The following is a 23739-nucleotide window of genomic DNA, read 5'->3' on the forward strand; positions in this document are numbered from 1 at the left end:
CTTCACCTCGGACTGGACGCATTCCCCAACTTCTTGGAAGAATAACTTAATCGGTCCAAAAGGGAATGGCGTTGTCGGACATTGCATCCGGAGCGGACGAAGCATCAGCCGGCACCACGGCCGAAACGAAGGTGTTCGCGCATATCAGCGGCCTTCTCGAATTCTACGCCCGCAGGACGCCGGCGGCGCCCGCACTCCTCGCTTCCGGCCGGCCGGCGCTCAGCTATGGCGCGCTGGCCGAGTCGATCCGGCAACTGGTGCGTGCCTTGCGTGAACTCGGCATCCGTCCCGCAGACCGCATCGCGGTGGCGCTGCCGCGCGGCGCCGATACTGCCCTGGCGCTGCTAGCAGTCGCATCAGGCTGCGCCTGCGTCCCCGTCAACCCCGATCTGACGGCGGACGAGCTGCAACGCTATTTCAGCGAACTGAAGCTGACCGCGCTCGTGACCCGGGCCGACATGAACTCGGCGAGCCGTGACGCCGCCAGGATGCTCGACATCGCATTGATCGATTTCGTGGCGGGGCCCACCCACGATCTCGGCGGCTGCGCGTTCATTGCTCCGGCGATCGGGCCGGCCAATGCCGGCGGCGCTTCGCGCGGCGACGACGATGCGTTCATCCTGCTGACGTCAGGCACGGCGGCGCGACCGAAAATGGTGCCGCTGACCCATCGCAATGTCTGCCTGTCCGCTTACAATGCCGGCCATGTGCTGTCGCTCACGATGCATGATCGCCTACTCAACGTCCTGCCGCTGTTTCATGCCCATGGCTTGATCTCCGGCCTGCTCACGGCGCTGGCCGCGGGCTCCAGCGTGATCTGCACCGACGGTTTCGACGCAGCGTCGTTCTTCGGCTGGATGCGGGAGCTGCAACCGACCTGGTACACGGCGGTGCCGACCATTCATCGCGCATTGCTGACGGCGGCGGAAGTAAACCCCGACCGCGCCCGACCATCGTCGCTGCGCGTGATCCGGTCGGCTTCGGCCTCGCTCGCGCCGACGATTCTCGCCGGGCTGGAGACAACGTTCGGCGTTCCCGTGCTCGAAACTTACGGCATGACCGAGGCGGCCTCGCAGATTGCGGCCAATCGGTTCGAGCTGCGCAAGGTCGCGTCGGTCGGTCGCGCCGCCGGCCCGGAGATCGCGATCATGGACGAGACCGGCCGCACGCTCGCAAGCGGGGCGCACGGCGAGATCGTGCTGCGCGGGCCGAACATGAGCCGCGGCTATTATAATGACGAGCCGGCGACGCGGGCCGCATTCCGCAACGGCTGGTTCAGGACCGGCGACCTCGGCTATCTCGATGACGACGGCTATCTCTTCATCGTCGGCCGCATCAAGGACGTCATCAACCGCGGCGGGCAGAAGATATCGCCGCTGGAGGTGGAAGACGTCCTGCTCAGCCATCCGGCGGTGCTGGAAGCCGGCGTGTTCGCGGTCCCGCACCAGAAGCTCGGCGAGAACGTCGCGGCCGTCGTGGTGCTGCGGCCGAACGCCGAGGCGACCTCGGACCAGTTGCGCCAATTCGCGCGAAAGCGGCTTGCGGCCTACAAGATACCGAGCCTGATCCGCAGCGTGGCGGCGCTGCCGAAGGGCGCCAGCGGCAAGGTCAAGCGCAACGCCCTCGCCGGGCTGATTGCAACGGTCGACGCGGACGACGAGACCCGGCTGCCGCGCAATGCGGTCGAGAGCCAGCTCGCCGAGATCTGGGCCGGCCTGTTGGAGCTGCCGCAGGTCGGCGCCGACCAGGACGTCTTCGCGCTCGGCGCGGATTCGCTCGCGGTGACACAGATGCGCTCGCGCCTGCGCGACCGCTTCAATGTCGACTTCTCGTTCGAGGATATCTTCGATTGCCCGACGGTCGCAGCGCTTGCGGCCCGGATCGAGACCGCCGCAAGCCGGCGCGAGACGGCGCTGCCGGGCTGGCGCCGGCTTGCAGGCACGGACGCACCGCTGTCGTTCCAGCAGCAGCGGATGTACGTGCTCTCGCGACTGGACCCGACGCGGTACAATTATAACGTCGTCGAGATCGCCGTCCTCAAGGGCCCGGTCGACGCCGCCGCGCTGTCTGCGAGCCTCGCTGCGATCTCAACGCGCCATGAGGCGCTGCGCTCGGTGTTCGTCGAGCGCCAGGGCGAGCCGATGCAACTCGTGCTGTCATCGACGCCGCGGCTGGAGCGCATCAAGCTCAAGCCATGCCCTGCGGGCAGGCGGCCTGCGGCAATCCGGCGCGAGGCGCTCAGGCTTGCGCAACGTCAGTTCGACCTGGCCCACGCGCCGCCCCTGAAGACGACACTGCTGTCGTTCGACAGGAACAACCATGCGCTGGTGGTCAACGTCCATCACCTCGCCACCGATGGCTGGTCGCAGCGGCTGTTCTGGCAGGAGCTCGCCGTCCATTATGCCGCGACACGCAAGAAGCATTCGGCCGCACTGCCGCCGCCCGCTTTCCAATATCGCGACTTCGCACTCTGGCAGCAAAGCTGGGCGCAGACGCCCGCGGCCAGGGAGCAGCTTGATTATTGGCGGACCCAGCTCGACGGCGTCACCATGCTGCCGCTGAGAACCGACAGGCCGAGACCTGAGATCTGGAGCGGACACGGCGCGCGTCACTACCTTGAATTCTCAAAGTCCCTCTCGTCCGAGCTGCGCGCGTTGAGCCAGAACCAGGGCGTCACGCCGTTCATGACGCTGCTCGCCGCTTTCCAGTGCCTGTTGTTCCGCCACACCTCGCATGAGGACGTCGCCACGGGATCGCTGATCGCCAACCGCAACCAGATCGAGAGCGAACGCCTGATCGGGCTGTTCGCCAATACCCTGGTCCTGCGCAACGATTTCAGCGGCGATCCGAGCTTCGGCGAGATGTTGCGGCGGGTACGGCAGGTCACGCTGGACGCCTACCGCAACCAGGACCTTCCGATCGAGGAGGTGTTGCGCGCATTGCGGGTGGCGCGCCGCAGCGACGGCAATCCGCTGTTCCGGATCATGTTCATCCTCCAGAACGCCTCGATCGAGGCGGCGCGCTTTCCTGGCCTGTCGACCCGGCGGCTGGAAGTCGATCCCAGGGTGGCGCGGTTCGACATCACGCTCGAACTGGTCGAGGCCGATGGCCGCTTCACCGGCTTCTTCGAATACGCCACCGATCTGTTCGAGGCCGCGACGATCGAAGCCATGGCGGCCCAGTTCAAGGCGCTGCTCAAGGCCGTCATCGCCAATCCGGAACAGCGCATCTCGCGCCTGCCGCTCCTGACCGGGGCCGAACGTCGGCAAGCGCTGGCAAAAGGCCGGGGCATGCCGGCCAATTTCACCACACGCGGCAACTTGAGCGAACGCTTCGAGCGCCAGGCGAGGAAGACGCCGAACGCAGTCGCGGTCTCGGACGGTCGCACGTCCCTGACCTATCGCGAGCTGGCGCGTCGCACTGGGGCGGCCGCGCGCTGGCTTGCCCGTGAGGGCGTCGGCGCCGAGAGCGTGGTTGCCCTGCTCGCGGAGCGCGGGCCCGACCTGCTCGCCGCGATGATCGCGGTGCAGCGCGTCGGCGCGGCCTTCCTCAATCTCGATCCCGACCAGCCGACGGCAAGGCTCTCGACCATCCTCGGATCGAGCTGTGCCCGCGTGCTGCTGACCGGGCGGGCTCAGTCTGCCATGGTCGAGGCCCTGCTCGAACCGCTGGTCGAGCGCATCCCGGTGGCCGAGCTCGACGACGCTCTTGCATCCGGGTCGACAAAGCCGGCCCGCGCCGCACGCCGCGCCGCCTCGAGCCTTGCCTATCTCGTCTATACGTCCGGCTCCTCCGGCGCGCCGAAGGGCGTCATGATCGAGCAGCGCGGCCTGTCGAACCATCTGGCCTCGCTCATCTCCGAACTCGGCCTCTCGCCTAAGGACGTGATCGCGCAGACCGCGCCGCAGAGCTTCGTCATCTCGGTCTGGCAATTCCTCGCCGGTCCCATGGTCGGCGCGCGCGTCCATGTCTGCGGCAGCGCGATCGTGCAGGACCCGATGCTGCTGGCGCGCGAGATCGAGCGCGAGGGCATCACGGTGCTCGAGATCGTGCCCTCGCTGCTGCGCCTCATTCTCGAGCGTATGGACGAGGCGCCGATCCCGCGCGCCTTCGCGAAGCTGCGGCTGCTGATCTCGACCGGCGAGCCGTTGCCCGTCGAGCTCTGCCGCGCCTGGTTTGCCCGCTGCCCGAGGGTGCCGCTGATCAATGCCTATGGCGCGTCGGAATGCTCCGACGACGTCTCCCTGCATCGCCTTACCAAGGCGCCGGCGATCGCGACGGCCAACGTTCCGGTCGGGGCGCCGCTGCCGAACACGCAGCTCTACGTGCTCGACGCGCAGCTCCAGCCGCAACCGATCGGCGTGACCGGCGAGCTCTGCATCGGCGGCGCCGGAATCGGCCGCGGCTATATCAACGATCCCGCGCAGAGCCGGCAGCGCTTTCTGCCCGATCTGTTCTCGCGCCAGGCCGGCAGCCGGCTCTACCGGACCGGCGATCTGGCCCGGCGCCGCGCCGACGGGACGATCGAATGCCTCGGCCGCGCCGACCATCAGGTCAAGATCCGTGGCTATCGTATCGAGCTCAAGGAGATCGAGAACGCGCTGGCCGAGCATCCAAGCGTGCGCGCCGCCATCGTCGAACCGCGCCGCGAGGCGAGCGGCGGCATCAGGCTGATCGCCCATGTCGTCGCCAAGCCCGGCAGCCGCAGCAGTGCCAGCGAGCTGCGCGATTTCCTGAAGAGCCGCCTCTCCGTCCACGCCGTCCCCGCCGCCTTCCTGTTCCTGGATCAGGTGCCGCTCAACGCCCATGGCAAGATCGACCGCTCGGCGCTGCTGGCGTCCGTCCCACCGGAAACGTCCGGCGCGGATGCGGTCGTCCCGGCGCGGCACTTCACCGAAAAGGTGCTCTCCGACATCTGGATCGACCTGCTGAACGTCGAACGCATCGGTGTTACCGACAATTTCTTCGACCTCGGCGGCCATTCGCTGCTGGCCGGCCAGGTGATGGCGCGCATCGCGCGGGCGCTCGGCGTGTCGCTGCCGATCAAGGCCCTCTTCGAGGCGCCGACGATCGAGGGGTTGGCGCGGCGGGTCGAACAGACCGTGGCCACGAAGCCGCACAAGCCTGCCGCAAGCCTGCCGCGATCGGCTGCGGGCGGGCCGCCGGCGTTTTCCACCGGACAGGGCCAGATGCTGCACATCGAGCGCAATCTGCCGGGGCTGCCGCAGCTCAACCTGCCCTTCGCCTTCCGCCTGCAGGGCCCGCTCGATTCGGCCGCCCTGGCAAAGGCGATCGACGACGTGGTGCGCCGGCACGAATCGCTGCGCACCGCGTTCGCCTGGAACGGCGATGAGCCGGAAAGCCGCATCGCCGCGCCACGCACGCTCGGCCGAATCATGACGGTCGAGACGATCGGCGACGGTCATTCCCACAACAACAAGCGGCGCAAGGCGCTCGAGCTCAGGAAGATCGATCTCCTGATCGAGCAGGAGGCCTATACCCCGATCGACACCACGCGCGCGCCGCTGTTGCGCGCCCGGCTGTTGCGGCTCCACGACGACGACCACGTGCTGCTGCTGACGCTGCATCACGCCGTCGTCGACGGCTGGTCGATCGGCGTGCTGTTCGAGGAATTGTCGAGCCGCTATGCCGCGCTGGCCGGATATCCGTCCGCGCCGCTGCCGAAGCCGCCGCCGGCCTTTTCGGACGTGGCACGTTGGCAGCGCTGGTGGTGCGGCACCGACGCGGCGCGCCGCCAGGCGTCCGACTGGATCCTGAATTTGCGCGGAGCGGGTCCCCTCTTCGACGGCGAATCGAGCCCGGGCGCCTCCACCGGGCATCATCCGGTCTGCCTCGAGCGCGAGCTGATCGCCCGGTTGACGGCGTTTGCCGGCCAACACAATTGCACGCTGTTCATGTGCTTCCTCACCGGCCTGAAGGCCATGCTGCTGGCCCGGACGGGCCGCACCGACATCGCGGTCGCGACCGCGATGGCCAATCGTGCCCAGCCGGACACCGACCGGATCATCGGCCCGTTCGAGAACACGGTGATCGTCCGCACGACAATCACGCCGGACCTGTCTTTCGCGCAGGCTCTGCTGCGGGTGCGCCAGAGCGTGCTCGAGGCGCATGCGCGGCAGGAGCTGCCGTTCAACGTCCTGGCCGATCGACTGGAGCAGGAGGGGATCGATCCGGCCTCGCTGCTCCAGGTCTATTTCACGCTGCAGAATCCGTTGCGCCGGCCGCTCGATCTCCCGGATCTCGCGACGGAATCGATCGGCAACGTCACGCGCGAAGGCCAGCCGGTGCTGCCGATCGACCAGACCTGGCTGTCGCTGATGCTCAAGGAGCGCCCGACCGGCATTACCGGCTCCTGCAATTACAAGCGCGATTTGCTCGAGGGCCGAGCGGTCGGCGAATGGATGGAGGACCTCGTCGCCCTGCTAACGGCGGCGATCGCCCAGCCCAACGCACCACTCGGCAGATTGCTCGCGCGCAGGGCCGCTTGATGCCGCGACATCGCGCCAGAATACGGGTTCACGCCCCAAAGCTGTGAATGATCAAGTTGCAGCTTGATTATTTGGCGTCGTCGCGCAAGATTATTCTCGGATTTTGATTTGGGATGATCATTTTCAACCGGGGGAGTGTTATGGGTTTCATCAAATTTACCAAGAAGACCTCGCTCAGCGCGGAGGACCGCAAGGCGCTGCAAGACCTGCTCAATTTCGAGAAGCAAAAACTCCAGCTCGCACTGAAGGATGTCGACGCCAGCCTTAAGGCTCTGCGCGGGTCCAAGAAGAAGAAGTCCAAGAAGAAGTAAACTCGTCGGTCGGGGACGGCCGTACGAATCTTCGCAGAGCGGCCGCTTGCGTGTCGAGTTTGGGGGCTCGCACAAGCTTGCGCCTGTAAACCGGCCTGCAAATCGACAAGAATTCGCCCGGGTGGACCGCTAGGTACGGTCCTCTCGGCTGATTCTTGCGCAGTTGTTTCTTCCGTCGGCACCGAGGGATTTGGCCTCGCCCGACGCCATGGGCCCAATTGATGGCAGACGACAGAATCGAACTCTTTGTCGGACTGATCGAGACCATTGACGTGCCGGGCGCGGCGGAGGCGTGCCGACGCCTGCTCTCGGTCGACGAGCGGGCCCGGGCCGATCGCTTCGTGTTCGAGCGGCATCGGCGGCAATACATCTTCGCGCATGCGATGTTGCGCCTGGCGCTGTCACAGGTCGCTTCCAACGTCGCGCCCACCGACTGGTCGTTTGGCGCGGGCCGCTATGGCCGGCCGTTCGTCGCAGCACCAGCCACCTCGACCGCGCTGCATTTCAGCCTGTCGCATGCCGACGGCTGCGTCGCCTGCGTGGTGTCGCGGCATGAGGCCGTCGGGGTCGACGTCGAAACCGTGTCGCGGCGCGTCGCGCCGCTGTCCACCGCGCTTCGCTTCTTTGCGCCGGAAGAGGTCGAAGCCTTGCGCGGACTGCCGGAGGCCGCGGCGATCGAGCGCTTTTTCGATTATTGGACGCTCAAGGAGGCCTATCTGAAGGCCAGGGGCTTTGGGCTCAATCTGCCGCTCGACGCCTTCGCCATGCAGGTGTCACGCGAGGCCATCGAGATCAGCTTCAAGCCCGACATCGTCGACGATCCGGACGCCTGGCGCTTCTCGCTGTGCTCGCCATCGCCCGCGCATCGCCTCGCGATCGCCGACGGCTCCCGCGCGGACGGCGGCCTTCCCATCAGCCGCCATGCCTGGCCCCTCCGCGAAGCGGCTGAGTGAGGCGGCTCGTGTCTGCAAGGCGCGTGCGCCGAGTGGGATGTTTTGAGTCGCGAGCGACGCGGCTTCTTCTCCCTCGCCCCGTTGTTACGGGGACGCGACGAGCTTCGCTCGCGTTGAGTGGTCGGGGTGAGGGACCTCTCTCCGCACAGGGGACCGCCGCGCGACCTGTACCCCCCCACCCGGAATTTGCTGCGCAAATTCCGACCTCTCCCCGCAAGCGGGGAGAGGTAAGCATCACCGCGCTTCTTCGAATCCCGCCAGCACAGAGGTCAGGTTGGCGCCGAGAATGTCCGAGAGATAGCCGCCTTCCTGCACGAGCACGGTCGGCAGGCCCAGCTTCGCGATGGCCTGGCCGATGCGGCGGAAGCCGGGTGTGGTGACGGCCAATCCCTTGAGCGGATCGTGCTCGGAGGCATCGAGGCCGAGTGCGATGACGAGGGCGCCGGGTGCAAAGGATTCGATCGCCTTGCGCGCGATGTCCAGCGCCTGGAGATAGCCGTCATCGCCGGTGCCGATGGGAAGCGGAATGTTGAGGTTGGTGCCGAGGCCGGGTCCTTCGCCGCGCTCATGCGCATAGCCCCATACGTACGGATAATACGCAACGGGGTCGGCATGGATCGAGATCGTGTAGACGTCGGGCCGGGCATAAAAGATGCCTTGCGTGCCGTTGCCGTGATGGACATCGACGTCCAGGATCACGACGCGCTCGTGCTTCTGCCGCAGATGCGCCGCCGCGATCGCGCTGTTGTTGAGGAAGCAGAAGCCGCCGGCCATATCGCGATAGGCGTGATGGCCGGGCGGGCGGCAGAGCGCGTAGACCGCGTCCTCGCCGTCCATCACCATCTGCGCAGCAGTGACCGCAACGTCGGTGGCGGCGCAGGCCGCGGCCCACGTGCCCGGACCGATCGGCGCTGCGGTGTCGGCGGTGTGCCAGCCGAGCTTACCGACGATGTGGGTCGGATAGGTCGCGGCATGGCGCACGGGATGGACATTGCCGATCATCTCCGGGCCGGAATCGCCGAGCGCCGTCCAGGCGTCCCAGGCTTCGCTGAGGAACGACAGGTATTCCGGACTGTGAACGCGTGCGCGCGGACCGGGCCCGAACTTGGTTGGTTCGACCAGTTGATGCCTGCCGTCCTTCAATCCCCTGAGCAGGCGATCGGCGCGCTCGGGCTGCTCGGTGGTGCGCTTGACGACACCGCGCACCAGGAAGAATTGCGGATCGTGACTGCGGTGCAGTTCGGTATGGACGGCTTTCACTCAAACACCCCGTGGTCGCATGCTACTGGACGTGCCGCAGAGTCTTGATCGCCACGGCCGCCGGATGCAAGCAATAAGAATGCCGCCCATCGTCGCGCTGCCCTGCGCGGAAAGCAGAGCGCTTGCGAAGCTCAGCAGCGGCCGCGCTGGAGGCAGTGCTCGCGGCCCTGCTGGTCGGTGCGGAAGGACTCGATGAAGCCACCCTGGCGCTGGGTGACGAAGACGGTCTTGCCGTCGCTGCCGCCGAAGGCAATGTTGGTCGGCTCCTTGGCCTTCAGCGGGATCTCGCGCTCGACCGCGCCGGTCGGCTTCATCAGCGCAATCGTGCCCTTGAGAATGCGCGCGACGTAGAGGCGGCCGGCAACGTCGGTGCGCAGGCCGTCGATGGTGTCGGGCTGAAACGCCTTGACGAGTTTTGCAGCCGTCAGCTCGTTGCCGCTGATCGCATAGGACCAGATCTGGCCGCTGCTGGATTCGCCGACATAGAGCGTCTTGCCGTCAGGGCTGAGGTCGATGCCGTTGGTGGTGCCCATGGCGCGCGGCGTCGACATCACCTGCCCCCGCACCGTACCGTCCGCTCCCCTGGCGATGCGCCAGATGTGGCCTTCGCGCCCCTTCCAGTTCGGATCGCTCGCATAGATCGTGCCGTCCGGCGCGATCGTGATGTCGTTGGGCTGGCTCATCTCGCCGGAGTGAAACCACACCGCGGGCTTGGTCGCACCCTTGGGGATGGCGAAGATGTTGTGCTTCTTGTAGTCGGCGATGAACATGGTGCCGCTGCGATCGAAACGGATCGCGTTGCCGACGCTGCCTTCGGGGAGCGTCGTGAACAGCTCCGAGGCGGCGCCACCAGCGGGCAATTTGCCGATGGTGCCGGGCTTGCCGAGATTGACGACGAACAGATTGCCGTCGAGATCGGCGGCCGGCCCTTCGATGCCGAAGGTGTATTCGCTGGCGGGCGTCACCTGTGCGCTTTCGAACAGTTTTGTTTCGGCAGCGGCCGGCAGCGTCGTGACCAGCAGGATGCTACTGCACAGGCACCAGAAGTTCCTGCCGGATGTAATAGCCATCGCCGTCGGTGCACTCGCCGTTCAGATAGGGATCGGCTGGCCGGAAGAATCGGCTAAAGCCGGGTCTGTCTACAGCGCTCCTTTGTGTCACGACGACGACGTTTCCAGCCGGTATTTCGCCGCATTCCTTGTTGGCCTTGCTGAAAAACTTCCGCTGCGGCGGGCCTAGCTTGATCCGCATCCGCGTGCCCGGCACCATTTTGGCGACGAACAGGTCCGCGGTATCGAGCAGGCGCGTGTAACCGGGCTCGGTCTTGGGCAGGCTCTCGCCGCCCGGCGGCATCAGCTTCTCGGCGCCTAGGCCGCGCAGGCGCGTCCGCAGCCTGCCGGCGTCGGGATCGCCAGGGTAGATCCAGCCGTCCTGCGCCAGCATGAAGTGCAGGACTGCCCTGTCCTTCTCCGCATCCGATTGCCCCGCGTTCAGGCCGAAATCCGAATGGCAGCCGACGCAATGTTTCTCGACGAGGCCCTTGCGCAAGGTGGTGAGGCGAACGCTGTTCTGCGCGTCTCTGGCGACGAAGGCTGCGAGCTGGTCGATCATCGCCTGGCTGCGCGTATCGCAGGGGAGCGGCTGAGGTCGCTCGCCGGCCGCGCGATCGATCCGGATCACAGTCTTGTTCTTGTCCTCGACCAGCCAGATCGCGCCGTCCTCCGTCACCGTCATGCCGACCGGCGCACCTTGCGGCCGCGCACCGTTGACGCGGTGCCAGCCGGCGATCAGCTCTTCGAACGGCGCGGCGGCGACCTCGCCGGCATCGGTCCGGAAACTGCGGGTCGGCTCGGCCGCGCAACTGACGTGATAGCGCACCGGTGCCGCGCTGGGCTTTGGAAAACCGTGATCGTCGACGGCATAGACCAGCAGCCGGCTCCCGGTCGGCCGATAGCCGTGCAGACCGACCAGCAGCTTGCCCTCCAGCTCCGGGAATTTGGCGCCGTGGTAATACAGCATCGCGAGCGGCGCGCCGTGCGGCGGCAGCAGCGAGAGCGGCGCCTTGTAAAGCGCATTGGCCGAGCAGAACGACTTGTACGCGCCCGATTGCAGCACGAGCCTGAATTCGGGGCTCGGCGTCGACAAATCGTAGCAATAGGGCCAGCCGTAGTGCCTGCCCTGCTCGATCGCGTTGATCTCCTCGTTCGGCTTGAAGATGTCGGGCAGGTCGCGGGCGTTCTCGCCTTGCAGGAAGGCGTAGCCAGCGTCCGGAAACTTCGGGTGCAGCACCAGCGCCATCGAGTTGCGCAGGCCGCGCGCATAGACAATGTGCGGCGGGTCGGGATCGCCAGGTTTCAATGCCGGGAAGACGCCGCCTGCGGGCGGCGTGAACAGCCAGATCGATGCCAGCGCGGACACGCCCTCGGCCGCCGCACAGGGTTTTGTGATCGGCGCAGGCGTGATGCAATCGTCGCTGTGCGAGCCGACATTGACGAACAGCCGGCCGTTCCGGTCGAACACGAACTGCTTGAACGGGTGCGCGCTCTCATCGGTCCTCGTGCCATCCGGCAGCGTGATCCGGCGGCCGGGCATGTGACGGATGATGGTCTCGACCGTGCTGCGTGGATTGTCCGCGAGCGGGTCGAACCGGAAGATCGTCTGCGCCGTCGAGGCATAAAGCTTTTTGTCCGGGCCGATGACGAGAGCGAACGGATATTCTATCCCCGTCAGCAGCTCCTTGAAGCGTTGCCCCTGCGGGGCACGCGGATCGAGCAGCAGCAGCCGCCCGTCGGTGTGGCCCCAGCCGCCCATATCGGCGACCACCAAAAGGTCGCGGCCGGGCACCTGGACGATCGAGCGCGGAAATTTGAGGCGGTCCCCCTCGCTGGCGACGAGGCCGGCGCAATATCCCGCCTTCATGTCGATCTGGATCCTGGGAAAGGCGAGATCGCCGCTGCCGCAGGCTTCCGTGCCGATCGCGTAGCCGCTCTTTCTGACCGGCTCGGACGAAGCCGGGGCGAAGCCGAGCAGCGCGGCGGCGAAGCCCGCTGCAAGAACGACCGCTGCAGGCAAGCGCAAATTTGGCCGTTCGCGATCGAATGTGAACTGGTTCACCGTGAGCCGCCTTCCCGCGGGCGTTGTTCCATGCCGCCGCGGTGCCGTCCAGTCATCACCCGCCTGTGATTAAACCTGTAACGACCTTGGGTCCGACCAATATCCGTAGATTTCCTTACCGGGCTCGACCCGAATGTTTCGCGAATGCTTGGGGTGGTATCGGTTTGCCGTCCCGATCGCTTTCTACAGGAGGCGCCTATGGTCCAGGTCTATTTTCACTGCTCCAACACCGAGGGCACGCTGATCGACCGCTACGGCGCCGCAGTCGCCAATCTGACCGAGGCGCGCGACCGCGCCGCTCAGATCATGAACTCGATGATCCAGACCCCCGGCGCCGAGGACTGGCGCGACTGGGTGATCCACGTCAGCGGCTCCGACGGCGAGGATCTGTTCGACCTCCCCTTCACCGCCATGCTCGGCAAGCCGCATTGAGGTGATGCCATGTTGCTCGCTTCATTGAGCCTGCTGCGCCAGCCCCTCAGCTTCGTCGCCACCAGATGGCAGACGCTGATCCGCGTCGCAGCCAATCCCTACCGCCCCGAGCTGCACTACATGCGCGGACCCGGCCCGAAATGGCGCGCCAAGTACCAGGCCAGCCGGCTGGATCGCATGCGCTGAGCGCGCGGCCGTAGAAATCGCACTAATCGTCGTCATGGCCGGGCTTGACCCGGCCATTCCACGTTTTGGGGGCTCGGATAGGAAGACGTGGATGCCCGGGACAGCCCGGGCATGACGGTTGGATGAGAAGCATGCCCACCTCACCTCCCGGTAAACTTCGCCTTGCGCTTCTCCACGAACGCATTGCGGCCTTCCATGGCGTCCGCGCTCTTGCGGATCGTGGCCTGAAGCTCGATCTCGCGGCGGAACTGCGCTTCATAGGTCGCATGCTCGCTCTCCTCGACCAGAGCGCGGGTTGCGACCAAAGCGCGCGTCGGTCCTTCGGCGAGGCGGCGCGCCAAACCTAACGCCTCATCCATCAACTTGGCGTCGTCGACGACCTGCCGGACCAGGCCGATCTCCTGGGCGCGTTCCGCCGTCAGCGGCTCATTGAGCAGCATCAGCTCGAGCGCGCGCTGCCGGCCGATCAGCCGCGGCAAGAGCCAGGTCGAGCCGAGATCGGGCACCAGCGCGATGCGGCTGAACACCTGGATGAAGCTCGCCGACCGCGCCGCGACGATGATGTCGCCGGCCATTGCGAGACTGAAGCCGCCGCCGGCCGCGACGCCATTGACGGCAACGACGACAGGCACTCGGCATTCGCGCAAGGCCTTGAAGGCCGGCCAGTAGAAGCGCATCACGCCGGCCGCGATGTCCTCGCCGAGCGCCTCTGAGGCTTTCAAATTCTGTCCTGAGCAAAATCCCCGCCCGGCGCCCGTGAGCACCAGCGCGCGGATGGCCTCGTCCCCCGTCATTTCGCCGACGGCTAGGGCAAGTGCGCCGAGCAGGTCTGGCGTCATCGCGTTGAGGCTGGCCGGCTCGTCGAGCGTCAGGATCCCGACCGCGCCATCCCGCGCCTGTTTCACACCAGCCATGCCGCGCCTCCCTTTCGATGTTCTCGTTGGCGGCAATGTGCCATTGTCCGCGCGCTTCGCCAATCGCAGAGCTTTCAACCTCAGTGCACGACGCAACTGAATCCAGAGATCAAGACGACACCATGCCTCACCAGTTCAGCCTCAACCAGACCGTCCGCAAGCCCGCCGTCACCTCCAAGGGCGGCATCGTCGCCTCGCAATCGCGGCGGGCGGCCGAAGCCGGGGCGCAGGTGCTGGCCGCGGGCGGCGATTGCGTCGACGCGATCGTGGCGACCACGTTTGCCCTCAACGTCCTGGAACCCTGGAACAGCGGCATCGGCGGCGGCGGCGCGATGGTGCTCTACCGCGCCAAGGAAAATCGCTGTGAGGTGATCGACTACGGCATGTGCGCGCCGCAGAGCCTGCGCACTGCCGACTATCCGCTCAGCGGCGACGGCGCCGTCTCCGACCTGTTTCCTTGGCCGCGGGTGAAGGACGATCGCAACATCCATGGTCCCGGCGCGATTGCCGTCCCCGGCGTCGTCGCCGGAATGGAAGAGGCGCACCGCCGCTACGCCAAATTGCCGTGGAAGGATCTGGTCACGCCGGCAGCTCGGCTCGCCGGCGAAGGCCTGCTGGTCGATTGGTGGACGACGGTGACGATCGCGGGCTCGGCCGCCGATCTCAGACGCTACCACGCGAGCGCGGCCGCGTATCTGAAGGACGGCCTGCCGCCGACCGCGCCGTGGGGCATCAAGGCTGAGACGCGGCTGCCGCAGGATGCCCTGAAGGCGACGCTGTCACATCTTGCGGACGCGGGCGCGCGCGATTTCTATCAGGGCGATCTCGCCAGGAGCATTGCTTCCGACATCAAGGCCGACGGCGGCTCGCTGTCGGTGGAAGATCTCGCTGCATTCCGCGCCCATGTGCGCGCGCCGCTGGCGATTCCCTATCGCGAAGGCAAGGTGTTCGCGACCCCGGAGCTCACCGCAGGGCCGACGATGGCGCATGCGCTACGGCTGTTGCAGCAGAGCTTGACGCCGGCAGACGCGCCGGATGCCGGCGCCTATGTCGAATATGCGCGCGCCCTGCAGGCCGCCTTCCGCGAGCGTCTCAAGGATATGGGCGATGCCGACGGCAAGCGCTCGCTCGGCGCCGAATATCTCGCGCCGGCCTGCACCACGCATTTCTCGGTGGTCGATCGTCACGGCAACATCGCGGCGGTGACGCAGACGCTGCTCTCGTCGTTCGGTTCGCGATACGTGACACCGCACACCGGCATCACCATGAACAACGGCATCATGTGGTTCGATCCGACGCCTGGTACCACGAACTCGCTCGCACCGGGCAAGCGCTGCCTCTGCAATTACACGCCCGTCATCGCCGAGACGAAGGATGGCAAGCGCCTCGCAATCGGCGCCTCCGGCGGACGCCGCATCCTGCCGTCGGTGATGCAGCTCGTATCCTTCGCGATGGATTACGGCATGGACCTCGACGCCGCCATTCACCAGCCGCGCATCGACGCCAGCGAAGGCGCGGTGGTGATCGGCGATGCGCGGCTGCCGGCGGAGGTGCGCAATGCCCTGGCCGCGCGCTTCGACTATGAAGAGAGCCGGGTGCAGGCGCTGCCGCAGAAATTCGCCTGTCCGAGCGTCGTGATGCGCGAGGGCGAGCTCAATTCCGGCGCGGTCGAGATTTTCCAACCCTGGGCCGATGCGGTGGCGGAGGCTTGACTTCGCTCGACATGCCAGCGCGCGTTGAGCGCCAGCGCAATTACGTATCCAGGCGAGCGTCACGACTCCTCCACATTCGCAGGGAACTTACTCTCCCACCGTTCGTTCACTGAACGGACAAATGCGCTCGCCCCCCACCGGAGGACATCATGAAGAAACTTGCGCTCGCCGCCTCGCTGATCATTGCGGCCGGCTTCACATTTACGAGCCCCGCACTGGCGAAGGGTGGGCACGGACATGGACATGGTCATGGCCACAAGATGGGCCATCATCACCATGGCAAGTCGTTCGGCTGGTACCACGGTCGCAAGGTCGGCTGGCGCGGTCACGCGTGCCCGCCCGGACTTTGGAAGCAGGGTCGCTGCTAAAGCCGATCTAAGATTCGAGCAAGGCGTCGCTCCTCACCGAGCGGCGCCTTCTTCATATGCCGAGCCGGTCCCGCACCCGGCCCGCGATCACGGCGGTGGTCACGCCGACCGGCCAGAACGCGTGCATCGGGATCGGCTTGATGCCCGTGATGGGCATGTCGATCTCGGCCTTGGTGCCGCCGATCAGGCGGCGGGCGAGCTGCGCGCCCATCGCGGTCGAAAGCGCGACACCGCGGCCATTGCAGCCGAGCGAGATCAAAACGCTCTCGGCGGGCTCGTGCACGTGGGGGTAATGATCCCCGGTGATGGCGAGCCGGCTGTTCCAGCCGTGGGTCCAGACGACGCCCTTGAGCTGCGGCCAGAGTCGCTCCGCATAACGCATGAGATAGGCGACGTCATGCGGCGACTTGATCCAGCGCATCGGGCCGCGGCCTCCCATCAACAGACGGTTCTGCTGATCGATGCGATAGTAGACCGTGATGTGGCCGCTCTCGTAGAGGACGGGGCGCGTCGGCATGATCGAACGGGCGACCGCGTCGGACAGCGGCGCGGTGGCGGCGATCGAGGAAAACACCGGCACGATGGTGCGGCGGAGCGCCGGCCAGAGATCGTCGGTGAAGCCGTTGGTGGCGAGCAGGACTTTATCCGCATGAACCACTGCGCGCGGCGTCTCGATGCGCCAGCGCGTGCCGTCGCGGCGCAGGGACAATGCCGGCGTCTCGCCATGAACCTTCGCGCCCGCAGAGATCGCAGCGCGGGCAAGACCACGGGCGTAGCTCAGGGGATGCAGATCGCCGCCGCGTGCATCCAACATCGCGCCGATGTAGCGGTCGGTGCCCGTCATCTCGCGCAACTGCTCGCGGTTCAGATAATTCACCGGCATGCCGCGGCGGATGCATTGCTGCGCGGTCTTCTCGATCGCAGCGGCGCTGCTCTCGTTGTAAGCCGCGCGCAAGGTGCCGTTCTGCCGCGCTTCGCACGGGATCTGGTAGCGGCGGATCAGATCGTGTGTGAAGTTGGTCGTGCCGTAGGCGAACGCGATCATGCGGCGGCCGAGCTCGGTGCCGAAATCGGCCTCGATCTTGTCAGGGTCGTGCTTCAGGCCGGGATTGGTGTGGCCGCCATTGTTACCCGACGCGCCCCAGCCCGGCTCCTGCGCCTCCAGCACCAGCGCCTCGACGCCCTGTTCGGCCAGATGCAGCGCGGTGGAAAGGCCGGTGTAGCCGCCGCCAACGATCGCGACCGAGACGCTCTCGTCGACATCGAGCGGCGGCGTGGCAACCGGCGCCACGGCGGTATCGGCATAGAGCGAGGGCGGCAGAGGCAGGCGCGTCATGTCGAAACCGGTCAGAGCGGATGCAGCACGCGGCGCAGGAAGTCCTGCGTCCGCGCGTGCTGCGGTTGATTGAGCACCGATTTCGCCGGCCCCTGCTCGACGATGACGCCGCCATCGATGAACAGAACACGATCGGCGACGTCGCGCGCAAAGCCCATCTCGTGGGTGACGACGACCATGGTCATGCCGTCGTCGGCGAGCTTGCGCATGACGCCGAGAACGTCGCCGACCAGCTCGGGGTCGAGCGCCGAGGTCGGCTCGTCGAACAGGATCGCCTTGGGCTGCATGGCGAGCGCCCGCGCGATGGCGACGCGCTGCTGCTGCCCGCCGGAGAGCTGCGGCGGATGCGCATCGGCCTTTTCCGCAAGCCCGACCTGAGCGAGCAGCGCGCGGCCGCGCTCGAGTACCTGGGCGCGCGGCTCCTTCTTCACGAAGAGCGGCCCCTCGATCACGTTCTCCAGCGCTGTCCGATGCGGGAACAGGTTGAAGCGCTGGAACACCATCGAGACCTGGGTGCGGATGTTCACGATCGAGGGCGCGTCGCGATCGACCCTCAAGCCCTCGACGCTGATCTCGCCGCGGTCGTAGCTTTCGAGGCCGTTGATACAGCGCAGGATGGTCGACTTGCCGGAGCCGGAGGGGCCGATGATGCAGACCACCTCACCCTTCTCGACGCTCGCCGTGATGCCCTTGAGCACCTCGACCTTGCCAAAGCTCTTGTAGACGTCGCTCAGCTCGATCATCGCTTGCCGGCCCGCTTCTCGAAGTGACGGACCAAGAGGATCAGCGGAATGCTCATGGTGAGGTACATCAGGGCGACCAGCGTGAACACGCTGGTGTTCTTGAACGTCGAGGACGCGATCAGCTTGCCCTGCAGCGCGAGCTCGGCGACCGTGATGGTCGAGGCTTGCGAGGAATCCTTCAGCATCATGATCATGACGTTGCCGTAGGGCGGCAGCACGATGCGCACGGCCTGCGGCAGCACCACGCGGCGCATGGTGAGCCACCAGCCCATGCCGATCGACTGCGCCGCCTCGATCTGCCCCTTGTCGATCGCCTCGATGCCGGCGCGGAAGTTTTCGGCCTGGTAGGCCGAATAGGCGATGCCGAGCCCGAGGATCGCGGCCTGCAACGCGCTGAGCGTAACGCCGAGATCGGGCATCACGAAGTAGAGGTAGAACAACAGCACGATGATCGGGATGCCGCGGATCACGTTGATCAGGCTGGCGCTGAGCATCGACAGCGCTTTGATGCCGGAGACCCGCATCATCGCCCAGACCAGGCCGAGCACCGTCGACAGCAACAGCGAGCCGATCGTGACGATGATCGTCAGCGCGACGCCGTTCAGCAGGATCGGGAAGAACTCGACGGCGTCGCGCCAGAAGCCTTTCATCGGGCAGCCTTCGATCAGCTTCTATCGATCAACCTTGTGCTTTCAGGCCCCATTTATCGAGGATCTTGTCGATGGTGCCGTTGGCTTTCAGCTTCGCCAGCGAAGCGTTGATCTTGCCGAGCAGTGCGCTCTCGCCCTTGCGCACGCCGATGCCGACCGAGCCGACCGTGACCGGCTTGTAGCCGTCGACCAGGCGCACCTCGGGGAAGCCGCCCTGCTTCAGATTGTAGGCGAGGATCGGATAGTCGGCGTAGCCGGCCTTGAGTCGGCCGGTGTTCACGTCACGCAGGATGTCCGGGATGGTGTCGTAGGCCTTCACGTCGGAGAACAGGCCGGTCTTCTTCAGCGCGTCGACGAAGGCCGTGCCGACCTGGGCGCCGACAGTCTCGCCCTTCAGGTCCTCCTGCGTGGCGTAAGCCTTGGTGTCGGTCTTCGGCACCACGAGGCCCTCGCCGTAGCTGTAGATCGGGTCGGAGAAGTCGATGACCTCCTTGCGCGGCGGCGTGATGAACATCGCTGCCGCAATGATGTCGATCTTGCTCGAAGTCAGCGAGGGGATCAGCGCCGAGAACGCCATCGGCTCGATCTGCACGTTGAAGCCGGCATCCTTGCCGACCTCGGTGATGAGATCGACCATGATGCCCTGGATGGTGTTGGTCTTGGTGTCGAGGAAGGTGAAGGGAATGCCCGTCGGAGTCGAGCCGACCTTCAGAGCCTGTTGCGCCGCTGCCGGCACCGCTGTGGCAATGGCGAGCGCCGCAACTGCGGCCTGAACAAAACGCTTCATCGCATCCCCCTTTTGGGCCTGGTCGGCGGCGGCGCGCGCATGTCGCGATCAAACGTTGCGGGCCGGCCCGTTTCGGCCTATTTTCACCAATATGAAAATTTGGTCACACTTTCGCGGGTGATGCAAGCGGTTTTCATGCACATGAAGAAAGCGGTTTGACGTGAGCGGTGGCAAAAGAATGCGCAAACCGGCCGCCGCAAAGCCGGCCAGGAACAGGCCGGCCAAGGTGAAAGCCAAAGCCGCTGCCAAGCCGGCCGAGCCGGCGATGGACGTCGCGGTCGGCCGCCGCATCCGGGATCTCAGGCGAGTCAGGCAGTTCTCGCTGGAGACGGTCGCCGCGCGCACGGAGCTGTCGATCGGCTTCCTCAGCCAGATCGAGCGCGGGCTGTCGTCGCCGTCGCTGCGGGTGCTGGCGACGCTCGCCGACGTGCTCGGCGTCGGCATCGCCGCGCTGTTCGGCGCGAGCCCGAGCGCCGACGGCGCATCGGATCAGGTGGTGACGCGCGGAGTGCAGCGGCCCGAATTGAAGCTGTGGCGCACGGGCGTGTCCAAGCAATTGCTGAGCCCGGCGAGCAGCGACAACAAGCTCAATCTGTTCCTGGTGCATCTTGAGCCCGGCGGCTCCACCGGCGATGAGCTCTACACCCACGACGGCGAAGAGGCCGGGCTCGTGCTCGAAGGCGAGATGATGCTGACGGTGGACAGTAAGACGTGGTCGCTGAAGACGGGCGACAGTTTTCGCTTCGCGAGCCGCAGGCCGCACCGGTTTTCCAATCCGGCGCAGGATGCGAAGGCCGTGGTGCTGTGGGTGAATTGCGTGACGGGGGCGGGGTAGCTGCTTTCAACGCACGCGGCGGGTGGAAGAAATCCGCGGCGTCTCCACGCCGTCATTGCGAGTGCAGCAAAGCAATCCATAGTCTCACCGCGGAGACAGCCTGGATTGCTTCGTCGCAAGGGCTCCTCGCAATGACGAGGGATAGAGCCTTAGCCAAACCGGTGCTTGTACCGCTCCACCGACAACGCACTGACGTCGATGTCCGGCTTCTTGCCCGACAGCATGTCAGCGAGCACGCGGCCCGAGCCGCACGACATGGTCCAGCCGAGCGTGCCGTGGCCGGTGTTGAGGTGGAGGTTGGCGTAGTGGGTCCGGCCGATCACGGGCGGGCCGTCCGGCGTCATCGGGCGCAGGCCGCTCCAGAACGTCGCCTTGGACAGGTCGCCGCCGCGCGGGAACAGGTCGGTCAGCGAATGATCGAGCGTGGCGCGGCGTGCGTCGTAGAGCTTGTCCGAATAGCCGGAGATTTCGGCGGTGCCGCCGACGCGGATGCGATTGCCGAGGCGGGTGATCGCGACCTTGTAGCTCTCGTCCATCACGGTGGATTCCGGCGCGCCGGAGGCGTCCTTGATCGGCACCGTGATCGAATAGCCCTTCACCGGATAGACCGGCAGCGAAATACCGAGCGGCGCCAGGAGCCGCGACGACCAGCTGCCGAGCGCGAGCACGTAAGCGTCCGCCTGCAGCAGGCCGGCGCTGGTGGCGACACCGCTGACGCGCGCGCCATCGGTGACGATACGGTCGATCGAGGTGTTGAACAGGAAGCGCACGCCGAGCGCCTGGGCGTGCCTCGCCAGCGCCTGCGTGAACATGTGGCAGTCACCGGTCTCGTCCTGCGGCAGGCGGAGCCCGCCGACGAACTTCTCCTTCACGCCGGCAAGTGCCGGCTCGACCGCAATGCAGCCCTCGCGGTTCAGCACTTCGAAGGGAACGCCGTATTGCTTGAGCACGGCGATGTCTTCGGCCGTGCCGTCGAGCTGGGCCTGGTAGCGAAACAGCTGCAGCGTGCCCTGCGAGCGCTCGTCATACTGAATGCCGATGTCGCGGCGCAGATCACGCAAGGCATCGCGGCTGTATTCCGCGATCGGGATCATCCGGCTCTTGTTAACTGCGTAGCGCGCGCTGGTGCAGTTGCGCAGCATCTTGAGCAGCCAGACCCACATGACCGGATCGAGCTTCGGCCGGATCACCAGCGGGCCGTGCTTCATCAACAGCCACTTGATCGCCTTGACCGGCACGCCGGGGCCGGCCCAGGGCGAGGAATAGCCGGGCGACACCTCGCCGGCATTGGCGAAGGAGGTCTCCAGTGCCGGCTCCGGCTGGCGGTCGACGACCGTCACCTCATGGCCGGCACGCGCGAGGTAGTAGGCAGAGGTGACACCGATGACACCGCTGCCGAGGATCAGAACTTTCACGCTTCGTCAAACTCCCGCGGCGCTCGCCGCTGCAAGGACACAACTCGCTAGCGGCGAGAGCAATTATCAGGCCACCTTCTTGATGGCGTCGCCGAGGATCGACATCATCTGGTCGATGTGGCTCTTCTCGACGATGAGCGGGGGCGACATCGCGACGGAATCGCCACCGGTGCGCAGATAGAGGCCGTTGTTGAAGCATTCGACCAGCATGTCGTAGCCGCGCGCGCCGACCACGCCGCCACGCGGCGCGAGTTCGACCGCGCCCATCAGGCCGCAATTGCGGATGTCGACGACGTTCGGCAGACCTTTGAGCGAATGCAGCGCATCGCGCCAGTATTCGGCGAGCGAGCTACCACGCGTGAGCAGGCCTTCGTCCTTGTAGATGTCAAGGGTCGCGATGCCCGCGGCGCAGGCGACCGGATGCGCCGAATAGGTGTAGCCGTGGAACAGCTCGATCTGGTTCTCCGGGCCGGTCATCATGCCGTCGTGCACCTTGCGGCTGGCGAACACGGCGCCGCAGGGCACGGTGCCGTTGGTGATGCCCTTGGCCGTGGTCATCAGGTCCGGCGTGACGCCAAAGAAGTTGGCGGCGAACGGCGTGCCGAGGCGGCCAAAGCCGGTGATGACCTCGTCGAAGATCAGGAGGATGCCGTGCTTGTCGCAGATCTCGCGCAGGCGCTGCAGATATCCCTTCGGCGGCGGCAACACCGCGGTCGAGCCCGGCACCGGCTCGACGATGACGGCGGCGATCGTTTCCGCGCCGTGCAGGGCGACCAGACGCTCGAGATCGTCGGCGAGCTCGGCGCCGTGCTCGGGCAGGTCCTTGGCGAAGGCGTTGCGGGTGAGATCATGGGTGTGGCGGATGTGGTCGACGCCTGGCAGCAGGGTGGTGAAGGCGCGGCGGTTGGCGACCATGCCGCCGACCGAGGTGCCGCCGAAGCCGACGCCGTGATAGCCGCGCTCGCGACCAATCAGTCGGGTGCGGCTGGCCTGGCCGTTGGCGCGGTGATAGGCCAGCGCGATCTTCAGCGCGGTGTCGACCGACTCGGAGCCGGAATTGGTGAAGAAGACGCGGTCGAGGCCCTTTGGGGCGATCTCGGCGAGACGCTCGGCGAAGTCGAATGCCAGCGGATGGCCCATCTGGAACGACGGCGCGAAGTCCAGCGTCATCAGCTGGCGCTCGACGGCGGCGGCGATCTGCTTGCGGCCGTGGCCGGCATTGACGCACCAGAGCCCGGCGGAGCCGTCGATCACCTGGCGGCCATCGACGCTGGTGTAGTACATGCCCTCGGCCGAGGAGAACAGGCGCGGCGACTTCTTGAACTGCCGATTGGCCGTGAACGGCATCCAGTACGAATCGGTCTTGATGGTGTTCGGAATCTGATGAAGGGTCACGGCCGCGCTCCTGTGCTGACCCCATAGCTGAGCCATGGCTTGGATGGCGCAACAAGTCCTTTTCTGGTGACCTGCAAGCCATTGATTTAACTGGGGCTGCCGGTCCATATTTGCGCGATCCGCAACACCTGCAACACGGGACCCAGGGCAAGGACCAGAACATGAGCGTCGACATCGGTGGACGGCTGCGATTCATCCGGGCGCGCCACAAGCTGTCGCAGCGCGAGCTGGCCAAGCGCGCCGGCGTCACCAATTCGACGATCTCGCTGATCGAATCCAACCAGATGAACCCTTCGGTCGGCGCGCTCAAGCGCATCCTCGACGGCATCCCGATGGGGCTCGCGGAATTCTTCGCGCTGGAGCCGGAGTCCAGGCGCAAGATCTTCTACCGCGCCGAGGAGCTCACCGAAGTCGGCAAGAAGCCGATCTCATACCGGCAGGTCGGCGACAATCTGTTCGGCCGCAGCCTGCAGATCCTGAAGGAGCGCTACGAGCCCGGCAGCGACACCGGGCGCGTGCATCTCGTCCATGACGGCGAGGAAGGCGGCATCGTGATTTCGGGCAAGCTCGAGGTCACCGTCGAGGACGAGCGCCGCATCCTCAATCCCGGCGATGCCTATTATTTCGAGAGCCGCCGCCCGCATCGCTTCCGCTGCGTCGGCGGCAAACCGTGCGAGGTGATCTCGGCCTGCACGCCGCCGACGTTCTGACGGTCCCTCCGCAATCGTACGGAGGCGAGGATCTAGCGGATATTGAGCCACCGCAATTTCCGCGAACCGCAGCTTGATATGTTGGGAGCCGTAGCCGAGCAGCCTCGCG

General features: G+C 66.1%; 19 protein-coding genes. 9 read left to right on the forward strand and 10 right to left on the reverse strand.

What is annotated here, in order from left to right; translation table 11 throughout:
• Positions 1-65: 65 nt before the first annotated feature.
• From I6F21_RS28730 to I6F21_RS28740, 3 genes are all read left to right on the forward strand, one after another.
• A complete protein-coding gene (locus tag I6F21_RS28730) occupies positions 66-6509 on the forward strand; it encodes a non-ribosomal peptide synthetase (protein WP_225140442.1) in 6444 nt (2147 codons plus the stop codon).
• 140 nt (positions 6510-6649) lie between these two features.
• Positions 6650-6820, forward strand: coding sequence for a hypothetical protein (locus tag I6F21_RS28735; RefSeq protein WP_167361674.1), 171 nt, complete (start codon positions 6650-6652; stop codon positions 6818-6820).
• Between the two features lie 221 nt (positions 6821-7041).
• A complete protein-coding gene (locus tag I6F21_RS28740; RefSeq protein ID WP_225183862.1) occupies positions 7042-7773 on the forward strand; it encodes a 4'-phosphopantetheinyl transferase superfamily protein in 732 nt (243 codons plus the stop codon).
• 234 nt (positions 7774-8007) lie between these two features.
• On the opposite strand, the gene I6F21_RS28745 is transcribed toward I6F21_RS28740, so the two are convergent.
• From I6F21_RS28745 to I6F21_RS28755, 3 genes are all read right to left on the reverse strand, one after another.
• The gene (locus I6F21_RS28745) at positions 8008-9033 is read right to left on the reverse strand and encodes a histone deacetylase family protein (RefSeq protein ID WP_036011774.1); all 1026 of its coding nucleotides are present in this window, start codon (positions 9031-9033) and stop codon (positions 8008-8010) included.
• A gap of 131 nt (positions 9034-9164) precedes the next feature.
• Entirely contained in the window at positions 9165-10103 is a 939-nt protein-coding gene (locus I6F21_RS28750) for an SMP-30/gluconolactonase/LRE family protein (protein WP_036035942.1), read from the reverse strand.
• On the reverse strand, positions 10060-12147 hold the full coding sequence (locus tag I6F21_RS28755) for a PQQ-dependent sugar dehydrogenase (protein WP_225140444.1): 2088 nt from the start codon (positions 12145-12147) through the stop codon (positions 10060-10062). Before I6F21_RS28755 ends, I6F21_RS28750 begins: the two co-directional genes overlap by 44 nt.
• A gap of 198 nt (positions 12148-12345) precedes the next feature.
• Between I6F21_RS28755 and I6F21_RS28760 the strand changes: the two genes are divergently transcribed.
• Entirely contained in the window at positions 12346-12579 is a 234-nt protein-coding gene (locus I6F21_RS28760) for a hypothetical protein (RefSeq protein ID WP_036011788.1), read from the forward strand.
• A 9-nt stretch (positions 12580-12588) separates the two neighbouring features.
• The gene (locus tag I6F21_RS28765; RefSeq protein WP_172788150.1) at positions 12589-12765 is read left to right on the forward strand and encodes a hypothetical protein; all 177 of its coding nucleotides are present in this window, start codon (positions 12589-12591) and stop codon (positions 12763-12765) included.
• 140 nt (positions 12766-12905) lie between these two features.
• Here the strand turns inward: I6F21_RS28765 and I6F21_RS28770 are convergent, their stop codons facing one another.
• On the reverse strand, positions 12906-13679 hold the full coding sequence (locus I6F21_RS28770; protein WP_109145186.1) for an enoyl-CoA hydratase-related protein: 774 nt from the start codon (positions 13677-13679) through the stop codon (positions 12906-12908).
• Between the two features lie 122 nt (positions 13680-13801).
• On the opposite strand from I6F21_RS28770, the gene I6F21_RS28775 reads away from it, so the two are divergent.
• Together I6F21_RS28775 and I6F21_RS28780 are read left to right on the forward strand one after the other, a co-directional pair.
• A complete protein-coding gene (locus I6F21_RS28775) occupies positions 13802-15391 on the forward strand; it encodes a gamma-glutamyltransferase (RefSeq protein ID WP_225140445.1) in 1590 nt (529 codons plus the stop codon).
• A gap of 149 nt (positions 15392-15540) precedes the next feature.
• Positions 15541-15759 carry a hypothetical protein gene (locus I6F21_RS28780; protein WP_081494583.1) on the forward strand — a complete coding sequence of 73 codons (219 nt, stop codon included), beginning with the start codon at positions 15541-15543 and terminating at the stop codon, positions 15757-15759.
• A 52-nt stretch (positions 15760-15811) separates the two neighbouring features.
• On the opposite strand, the gene I6F21_RS28785 is transcribed toward I6F21_RS28780, so the two are convergent.
• The 4 genes from I6F21_RS28785 to I6F21_RS28800 are packed head-to-tail and all read right to left on the reverse strand — an operon-like array spanning position 15812 to position 19275.
• Complete coding sequence (locus tag I6F21_RS28785; protein ID WP_225140446.1) at positions 15812-17095, reverse strand: FAD-binding oxidoreductase; 1284 nt, start codon at positions 17093-17095, stop codon at positions 15812-15814.
• An 11-nt stretch (positions 17096-17106) separates the two neighbouring features.
• Positions 17107-17838, reverse strand: a complete 732-nt coding sequence (locus tag I6F21_RS28790; protein WP_225140447.1) for an amino acid ABC transporter ATP-binding protein — start codon at positions 17836-17838, stop codon at positions 17107-17109.
• Positions 17835-18488 carry an amino acid ABC transporter permease gene (locus I6F21_RS28795; protein WP_024341720.1) on the reverse strand — a complete coding sequence of 218 codons (654 nt, stop codon included), beginning with the start codon at positions 18486-18488 and terminating at the stop codon, positions 17835-17837. Before I6F21_RS28795 ends, I6F21_RS28790 begins: the two co-directional genes overlap by 4 nt.
• Before the next feature lie 28 nt (positions 18489-18516).
• Positions 18517-19275: an ABC transporter substrate-binding protein gene (locus I6F21_RS28800; protein ID WP_036011803.1), complete on the reverse strand. Its 759-nt coding sequence runs from the start codon at positions 19273-19275 to the stop codon at positions 18517-18519.
• Positions 19276-19453: 178 nt separating this feature from the next.
• On the opposite strand from I6F21_RS28800, the gene I6F21_RS28805 reads away from it, so the two are divergent.
• Positions 19454-20110 (forward strand): XRE family transcriptional regulator, encoded by a 657-nt coding sequence (locus tag I6F21_RS28805; RefSeq protein ID WP_225140448.1) that lies wholly within the window; start codon positions 19454-19456, stop codon positions 20108-20110.
• A 149-nt stretch (positions 20111-20259) separates the two neighbouring features.
• On the opposite strand, the gene I6F21_RS28810 is transcribed toward I6F21_RS28805, so the two are convergent.
• Together I6F21_RS28810 and I6F21_RS28815 are read right to left on the reverse strand one after the other, a co-directional pair.
• Positions 20260-21525 carry a D-amino acid dehydrogenase gene (locus tag I6F21_RS28810; RefSeq protein WP_036011809.1) on the reverse strand — a complete coding sequence of 422 codons (1266 nt, stop codon included), beginning with the start codon at positions 21523-21525 and terminating at the stop codon, positions 20260-20262.
• A gap of 66 nt (positions 21526-21591) precedes the next feature.
• Positions 21592-22920 (reverse strand): aspartate aminotransferase family protein, encoded by a 1329-nt coding sequence (locus tag I6F21_RS28815; RefSeq protein ID WP_036011812.1) that lies wholly within the window; start codon positions 22918-22920, stop codon positions 21592-21594.
• A 161-nt stretch (positions 22921-23081) separates the two neighbouring features.
• Between I6F21_RS28815 and I6F21_RS28820 the strand changes: the two genes are divergently transcribed.
• Positions 23082-23630 (forward strand): cupin domain-containing protein, encoded by a 549-nt coding sequence (locus I6F21_RS28820; protein WP_018646206.1) that lies wholly within the window; start codon positions 23082-23084, stop codon positions 23628-23630.
• Positions 23631-23739: the final 109 nt, after the last annotated feature.

Source organism: Bradyrhizobium sp. NBAIM03 (assembly GCF_020194055.1).
Lineage (GTDB): Bacteria > Pseudomonadota > Alphaproteobacteria > Rhizobiales > Xanthobacteraceae > Bradyrhizobium > Bradyrhizobium yuanmingense.